Origin of the sequence: Lyngbya confervoides BDU141951, from assembly GCF_000817775.3 — a bacterium.
Lineage (GTDB): Bacteria > Cyanobacteriota > Cyanobacteriia > Thermosynechococcales > Thermosynechococcaceae > Lyngbya > Lyngbya confervoides.
Genome location: NZ_JTHE03000014.1, coordinates 1 through 8,197, shown reverse-complemented (window position 1 = coordinate 8,197; position 8,197 = coordinate 1). Strand labels below are relative to the sequence as shown.

The following is an 8,197-nucleotide window of genomic DNA, read 5'->3' as shown; positions in this document are numbered from 1 at the left end:
GAAGCTGGAGAACCATATTGGCGCTATCTGGTACTTCATCCATCATTACAATGCATCCTTACAGGTTTAGGACTACCCTTGAATGAAGCAAGATCCAACTTGGCAAAAACTAATTGAACAGTATTATGGGTTAAATCTTGACTTTAAACTGACGGATCTGCAGTGGTATATTTTGTATGGATCAAATCTTGGGGAAACGTATCAACAGCTTGCTCTTCAATCTGGTTACGATTATGATCATATTAAGCATGTGGCTGCTGATTTATGGCGATCGCTCTCTTTTGCGATAGGGGAACCCGTCTCCAAGCGAAATTTTCGCTCAGTCTTAAAACGTTATCAACTCACTCAAGTTTCACAGACTAATTTAAAGTCAGCAATACCTGAAGCTGTGGCTAAGCTCAGCAACCCGGCTCCAGTGCAAATCGAAGCCCAAGAAATTCGCTGGGTTGGCCGCCAATTCCAGATCGAGAGGTTATCTCAAAAAATCTTGGCGGATTGCTGGATACTATATTTAGTGGGGATGAGTGGAATTGGTAAATCAGCTTTAGCTGCTCGACTGGTACTGGAACCCGCGATTATTGAGCGATTTCATCGGATCTATTTTGTGCGATGTAGTGACTCCCAGGATTCCTTTGAAGAACTGGCGGCTCAAGTGCTGGGGGAGTCCATCCAAAAATCCAGAGATTTAAGGCAGAACGTCTCTGACATGGTTACGCTCCTGGTGAAGCACCTTCAGCAGCATCCAGTCTTGATCATTTTAGACACCCTGGAAGACATTTTGGTAGCTGCAAAAAATGGAGTCTTTAAGTTTCAGGACCCATCCCTTGAAGAATTTTTCTCTCAATATCTTGCTGCCACTGCAATGGCATCACGCTTCATTGTAACCTCCCAAGTTTATCCACCTGTTTTAGAGCAAGGAAAATATATTACCAGGACTTACCAAGAATCTTTACAAGGACTTTCTCTCGATGAATCCCTTCACTTGTTTTCTCTATGGGAGATTATGCCTCAATCTGATCTTGAACAGGAGTACTTGCTTCGGTACTGTCAAGCCTATGAAGGTCATCCACTCGCACTTCGGGTTATCGCGGGCGAAATAGCAGATGCACCTTTTCGAAATAATATTACCGCTTACTGGAATGAGTATGGCAAGGAAATTGAAGCCTTAGAATTTGCGAAAAATCAATCCATGGAACAGCCTAAATTTGATGACAATTTAAATTTGCAAGGTTACAGTCTGAACTTGACAGACCTCGTAGAGCAGCGCATGGAGAAGACTTTTGAGCGAATACGGCAACAACATCCTCTTGCCTACCAGTTATTGTGCATGGGATCCGTCTACCGTGGGGCAACTCCAAAAGAAGGGTGGTTAATTATGATTTGTGCTGCAAATCCGATAGAGCAAAATCTCGCCTTTCAGAGCCTCCAACGTCGATTCCTCCTGGAAGCTGATGTCCAAAACAGTCGTCTTGTCTATCGATTACACAATCTGCTTCGAAGTGTTGCCTTACGACATCTTAAATATCTGGATAGGGTATTGCTGATATGAAGGATCACCCTCATTCTCCCCTGACCATTCATCAGTGGAGAATCCAGGATTTATCGGGCTGTCAGCTTACCCCTCAAGGCCAATTAATCCGACAGGTAGAACAGGTCCAGGCGATTCAGTCTGTGGCTCAGAATAGAAGTGGAATATCGTCTCCTCGGAATTTAACCGCTCAGGAAACTGCTCACCTCCGAGCAGCTTACTTTTGGCTCAATCAATATCAGCATAGTCATCCTTCTAGTGTGAAAGAACAGGTCAAAGGATTGATGGAGGGTGTTTATGCTCTGGAGCAGCTCAAAGCCTGGACTTGGCTTTGTGAGCTTCTATTCTATGTTCCTGCCAACGGCTCTTACCCCCTCTACCAACAGCTTGAGCTATGGGGCCTCGTCCATGAACAAGTTCAACTTTTCCAAGCCTTGTTAGGACAAGTCGATGCTCAAATGGATATGCTATGCCTACGAGGTTTAGGTAATGCCCATACTTATTTGAGTCAATATTCTCAAGCTGTTCATTTTTTTGAAGGATGTTTACACATTGCTCAAGCCCAAAGGAATGTACAGGCCATTACACAGGCTTTAGAAGGGCTTGGATTTTGCTATTTGTATTGGGGTAAATATGAATTGGCCCAAGAATTGTTCTTGAAACAGCTTCAAAGTGCTGTAGAACTGCTGGATGCAGATAATTCTGATGAAATTGCATATGGTTCTGGGCGGGCGATGGCCGGGTTGGCATACAGTTCGTATTTTCTTCGCCGATATCGGAAGGGAATACACTATGCAGCTCAGTCCATGATGCGATCGCAGGAACACTCAGATACGCAAAGTCAATGGATGGCCCTAGGCGCTATGGCAATTTGCTATTCGCAGATGGGAAAACATGCACAAGCAAGTCAATGTTTACAACAGCGATTAACGCTGAAAAATCAAGGTGTCAATCGACATGATGAGTTAATCAACCTCATTGATTTGGGCGCTACCTACTGTTATCAACTTCAGTTTCATAAAGCCATTCAGGCCTTAGAACAGGTTACCTTAGAAGCTCAAGAACTTGGCAATGTTCGTGTCCAATGTCAAGCAGCTATGCTGCTCGGTTTTATCTACTGTTGGCAAGATGAGGCTCAATTATCGATTGAGAAATCGCAGTTTGGCCTTCAGCTCGCGCATCAGTTTAAGTATGACCATTTTGAATCTCAATGCTATTCACAGTTATCCTATGTCTACAGCGGACTGGGTGATTCTCAACAGGCTTTATTTCTTGCAACGCAGGCCTTAAAGGCTGCGGAACACGTTTCTTTTCAGCCTGCTCTATACAAAGCCTGTGGGTTAATGGCATTAGGTTTAGCTAAAATTCAAAGTTGCCAAGTTTTATCGGGATTCAGCTCAATCTTAGCTAGTTTAATTCAAATTCCACCTTGGTCAGCAGCCGATGGACGAATTATTTTTGCCTTGCTCATTAAGCGAGCTTTTAAGTGGGTAGGCATTAGATAGTTCCTGCTGGTGAATCAGTAAAGCAGCCTATAGGGGCGACAGCCTAAACTAAAATTGAATGCCAACCTTGACGCAGTCTACAGTGAAGTGTGGGGCCCCGCACCCTCCCCGAAACCCATTCTTGCCCAGCGGCTCCTACCCTGCGTCAAAAAATTCTTGAACCCGATCCGCCCCAAAATAATCCGCCAGGGTTTCCACCAGTTTAACCGGCACCGGAATGCCGGAACGCGATCGCACCTGCTCCGTCAGGCCTTCCAGTTCCCCTGGATAGTACAGAGGCTGATTGGCCTCCAGGCGAGGAGTGGCCTTGAGTTCAGCGATCGCGGCCTGGACTCGTGCCGTAAAACGGTCTAAATCGGTCCAGGCTGAAATATCCACCACCCCCAACAGATGGCCGGTGCCATTGGCCGCATCGGGAATGCTTTTTTGCTTAAACATGGCCGCGGCTGTTCCGAGCAGGGGACCACACAGCAGATCCGCAATCAGCGCCAATCCCGATCCCTTGTAAGAGGCCGCTAAATTCACCGCCACCTCATTGCCGTCTTGGGTCACTGTTCCCTCTGGTGTTAAGCCCCAGCCTTCAGGAATGGAGATCCCCTGGTAGGCAAAATGCTTGATCTTGCCGCCGCTCACGGCCCCCGTGGCCATATCCAAGACCAAGGGAATCTCCGTTCCCGTGGGTAGTCCCCAGGCCATGGGGTTATTTCCCAGCTTGGCGCTCTTGCCGCCGTAGGGAGCCAGGTCAACCACGTTGGTATCGCTGGTGGCAAAGCCAATCATCCCAGCGGCAGCGGCCTGCTGGACGTAGTATCCGGCCATGCCAAAGTGATTGCTATGGGTAATGCCCACCAGGGCAATGCCGGTCTCCCTGGCCTGGGCGATCGCCGTTTCCATAGCAACTTGGGCCGCATACTGTCCCGGACTGCCATCAGCCTGTACCTCTAGGATGGCGCCGCGTCTGGGGTGAATCGTGATCTGCGGGCGAGGGTTAATCCGTCCTGATCGGAGACTGCGATCGTAGCCCATGATCTGCTGGAGCCCGTGGGAATCCACACCGCGCAGGTTGGCTCTAACCAAATGCTCAACCACCGCCTGTTCTACGGCGGGCAAAAGCCCGTGGGGATCCAGGACTGTGTTCAGAAAAGCGCGAAGGGTATGCGCTGAAACCGTTAAAGAATTAGCCATGGGGATGATAGGTATCCAAGGATTCATAGCTCAGCTGCCAGGTTTCGGGAGTGCCGCGACAGACCCAGCGCCGGGTGCTGACCTGCCAGCCGTTGCGGGAATGGGGGGGCTGGGGGGCAATTTCGCGGAGAATCTCGGATTTGACCTGCACCTGCTGAGGATTGGGGGCCTGGCCCCAAACTTCCGCAGTCATCTGCTTGCCGTCTGCGGAAAGCGCGATGCCCAACCTCAGGGGCGTTATCGTCGGATTTCGCGCCAGCAGGTTTTTATAGCCGTAGGCAACGGTGGCATCCTGACCCAGGGTGAAAAACCGATCCGCGCCGTGGGCATCAATGCTGTGATTGTGGCGCTCTAGAATGTCTAAGTTGGCCCAGAGCATGGCCTGAAAGATCGTGGTGGAGACTTGGCACAGTCCGCCCCCCACCGCCTGGGTGAGTTGGCCGCGAACCAGCATGGGGCCAGCCTGAAACCCATTGCCCAGGGTGGGCGCAGGAACCTGCTGCCAAAATCCAAACCATTCCTGAGGGTGCAACACCACGCCGTCCAGGGTTTGGAGGGCGAGCTGCATGTTGTGGAGGCGTTGGGCGTTCACCTGGGGATCGGGCGATCGCTGCTTGATGGGGGTTTGGGCGCGACTCCACAGATGCCCAAAGGCCTCAGACGCCGCAGGGTGCTGCTGTCCGTAGCGCATTGGCCCCAGCCGCTGCTGTAGCCGCCAGTCTTTCTGCGCCTGATAAATGGATTTCTTGAGTTGTCTTAAGGCAGACTGCATCGATGGTCCCCCAACCCACTGCCTTCTTTTTACCGCAGATGCCTCGGGGACAAACTAAACCGTAACGGAATGTTGAGTGTCCTGCGGGGGGGGATCGTTAAACAGTTGTAAAGTCTAATGCCCGACCTGGAAATCCCCCCCATAATCAGGATTTAAATGTCTGCTTGAGGGAGGCCCTTGAACCATGAGCTTTGCCGCTGTTTCCTCTCCACCCCACTGGCGCGATCAGCTCCTTGCCAGCCTGCAGCAATCGCGCCAGGTGGAAGACTGGCTGCCGCTGGCGGCACCGGATCAGGAGCGAGCGATCGCCGCCAAGGCCAGCTTCCCCATGATGGTGCCCCTGGGCTACGCCGATTTAATTGACTGGCAGAACCCAGCAGACCCGCTGCGGCAGTTGCTCCTGCCCTCCCCCCTAGAGGACAATCTCGCGGGGGATTTAGATACCAGCGGCGAGGAAGCCTCCACCATCTTGCCAGGGTTGCAGCACAAGTACGAGCAAACAGCGGTGCTGATTGTCACCCAGGCCTGTGCGGGTCATTGCCGCTACTGTTTTCGGCGGCGCTTAATGAGCCGCGATGTGCTCACCCAGGAAACCATCGAGGATCTGCAGGAGGCGATCGCCTATCTTAAGGCCCATCCTGAAATTGATAATGTGCTGCTCTCGGGCGGCGATCCAATGATTTGCCATACTCAGCGGCTGCGGAACCTGTTCACCGCCCTGAGTCCCATGGCCCATCTGCGGCAAATCCGCATTAGCTCAAAACTGCCCGCCTTCCTCCCCAGCCGGTTTACCACGGACCCAGCCCTGCTGACGCTGTTGCAAGAGTTTAGCCATCGCTTTCAAATCATTGTGCAATGCCACTTTGACCACCCCAGGGAAATCACGGCAGCAGCCAGGGCCGCCCTCGCTCAGCTGCGGCAAGCCGGCTGCCTGTTGACCGCTCAGATCCCCTTGATTAAAGGCGTGAACAATGAAGCAGATACGCTGTTCCAGCTCTTTTACCAGCTCCATTTACTGGGGGTGACCCCCCAATATCTTTTTCATCCCCGGCCAGTGAAGCACGCAACTCACTTCCAACTCCCGATCCTAGAGGGCTTGCGCCTTGTGGAAGCGGTGCGGCAGCGCTGCAATGGATCGATTAAACGATTTCGCTACATTCTCACCTGCGGGGCCGGGAAGGTGGAACTGGTGGGCCTGACCAGCGGGCAACCCCAGCATCTGGTGATACGCTGGCATCAGGTGCGGCGGGGGGCGCCGGAGGCGGGGGTTGAACTGCGGCCCTTAACCCCGCATCAGGTTTGGCTGTAAGCATGCAAGTGGGATTACTGTTTGAAACCGCCACCGATCTGCTGTCCCAGCCAGGGGCCGTTGCCCAAACCCACTACCACTGGCGCGAAAACGAGGAGGTGGCGGCCCTCACCCAGGCCCTCACCACCCTGGGACACCAGGTGGAGTCCATCGGATCGGTGACCCAATTGCTAGAACGCTATCAAGCGGGCTTGCGCCCCGATCTGGTTTGGAACCTTTCGGTTCGCGCCCAGTCCCGCAGCCGCACTGCGATCGCTCCGGCCCTCTTAGAACAGTTGCAAATCCCCTACACCGGGGGGGATGCGGCCAGTAAAAGCCTGGTACTCAACAAAGATTGGCTCAAGCCGCTGCTGCACTGGTGTGGAATTCTAACTCCTGAATGGCAGCGGTTTGGCTTGGGGGTCGTCCCGATGGCCCTTCCTCCCTGGCCCCAATCGGTACTGAAGCCGACCTGTGAGGGCTATTCCCTGGGGCTAAGTCGGTTTGACAATACTGCGGGTCTGACTGTGTTCCAGCAGCAGGTGGATCACCTGCACCAACAGTTTCACGTCCCAGTTCTGTGTGAAGCCTTTATCCCTGGACGAGAAATCACGATTGGGCTGGTGGGGGGGGATGCACAGTGCCAGGTGCTGGGCGGGGTGGAAACCTTAACAGCTGAGGCCCAACCGCTCCAGGATCAAATGCTGGATTTGCCGCGCAAGCGGCAGGGGGGCGATCAAAAGGTTCGGGTTGACCTCTCCCAGGCACCGTTTCAGGACGCCAAAGCAGCGGCGATCGCCCTGTTTAAGTTGTTACATCCCCTGGACTACGCCACCTTTGACTTTCGGGTGACGGCCACAGGATCAGCCTACCTTCTGGATGTGAATGCCGATGCCACCCTGCACCCCCAGCGATCCCTGGCAAAAATTGCCGCAGCAGAGGGACTCTCCTATGGCCAGTTGATTGCGGCAATCCTAGAGACGGTGCAACAGCGCTGGCCAGCGACGGGTAGAACCTCGATGGGACACTCTCCCTGTCCAGAACTGGACCCTCCAGCGGCGCAACGCTCACTTTGATCACGCTCAAAACAATCCCCTCCCGACCCTGGCGCAGACAAGCTAGGATCAAAGCCATCACCTCCGTCCCGTTCCTGTTTCTACCCAGGCTAGATCAACCTGACCCAGGGCGATTTCCCCTTGTGCTTTCCCCCTGTTCTGCCGCTGCATTTTCCCCTGCTCACGGGCTGCCATGACCGCCCCCCTGCCCTTACCATCACGTTCATCGTTATCACGTTCATCAACCATCATGGGTACAGAAAAATTCCGGCGACAGTTGCGCGAGGAGGCCGAGCAATGGTGGCAGGACGGCCTCATTGATGCTGCCCTCTACGAACAGCTCGCCGACCGATACCAGTTTAAAAGCATTGAAACCGCCACCAGCCTTCGCTTTATCGCGATTCTCCTGGGACTCGGCGGGATTCTCTTGGGCCTGGGAGCCATTACCTTTGTGGCGGCAAACTGGCAGGACTGGTCCCGATCGGTGCGCGTCATCTTGCTCCTAAGCCTATTCTTGGGCATCAACAGCACCGGCTTTTTCCTCTGGCGACAGCCAGGACGACAACGGCTGGGTCAGGGGTTACTGCTAACGGGCAGCCTGGTCCTCGGGGCCAATCTGGGCCTGATGTCGCAGATGTTTCATCAAAGCGGGTTTCTCTATGAACTGCTGCTGATTTGGAGTCTGGGCGTCTTGGGCATGGCCTATGGTCTGCGCCTCACGTCCCTGGGCGTTGTGGCCTGGGGGCTGATGCTGATCAGCTACGGCCACTGGTTCCTGGATGGGCGACTTAGGGACTTCCAAATAATAGACACTGCCAATGCTCAGGTAAAATATCCAAGACGACAAAGCACAATTTGGACAGA

Annotated in this window: 7 protein-coding genes; 5 read left to right on the top strand and 2 right to left on the bottom strand. The window is 53.2% G+C overall.

What is annotated here, in order from left to right:
• Positions 1-82: 82 nt before the first annotated feature.
• Entirely contained in the window at positions 83-1,549 is a 1,467-nt protein-coding gene (locus tag QQ91_RS02155) for a helix-turn-helix domain-containing protein (protein ID WP_166283855.1), read from the top strand.
• A complete protein-coding gene (locus tag QQ91_RS02150; RefSeq protein ID WP_166283853.1) occupies positions 1,546-3,033 on the top strand; it encodes a tetratricopeptide repeat protein in 1,488 nt (495 codons plus the stop codon). Before QQ91_RS02155 ends, QQ91_RS02150 begins: the two co-directional genes overlap by 4 nt.
• A 135-nt stretch (positions 3,034-3,168) precedes the next feature.
• On the opposite strand, the gene QQ91_RS02145 is transcribed toward QQ91_RS02150, so the two are convergent.
• Positions 3,169-4,218: an Ldh family oxidoreductase gene (locus QQ91_RS02145; RefSeq protein WP_166283851.1), complete on the bottom strand. Its 1,050-nt coding sequence runs from the start codon at positions 4,216-4,218 to the stop codon at positions 3,169-3,171.
• Positions 4,211-4,990, bottom strand: a complete 780-nt coding sequence (locus QQ91_RS02140; RefSeq protein WP_166283849.1) for a VanW family protein — start codon at positions 4,988-4,990, stop codon at positions 4,211-4,213. Before QQ91_RS02140 ends, QQ91_RS02145 begins: the two co-directional genes overlap by 8 nt.
• A 184-nt stretch (positions 4,991-5,174) precedes the next feature.
• Here QQ91_RS02140 and QQ91_RS02135 point away from each other — a divergent pair, with 184 nt between their 5' ends.
• The 3 genes from QQ91_RS02135 to QQ91_RS02125 all read left to right on the top strand — a co-directional run.
• A complete protein-coding gene (locus QQ91_RS02135; RefSeq protein ID WP_166283847.1) occupies positions 5,175-6,299 on the top strand; it encodes a KamA family radical SAM protein in 1,125 nt (374 codons plus the stop codon).
• A 2-nt stretch (positions 6,300-6,301) separates the two neighbouring features.
• A complete protein-coding gene (locus QQ91_RS02130) occupies positions 6,302-7,354 on the top strand; it encodes a D-alanine--D-alanine ligase family protein (protein WP_166283845.1) in 1,053 nt (350 codons plus the stop codon).
• 229 nt (positions 7,355-7,583) lie between these two features.
• Positions 7,584-8,197, top strand: a 614-nt coding sequence (locus tag QQ91_RS02125) for a DUF2157 domain-containing protein (protein ID WP_166283843.1), incomplete at its 3' end; no start/stop codon positions are given.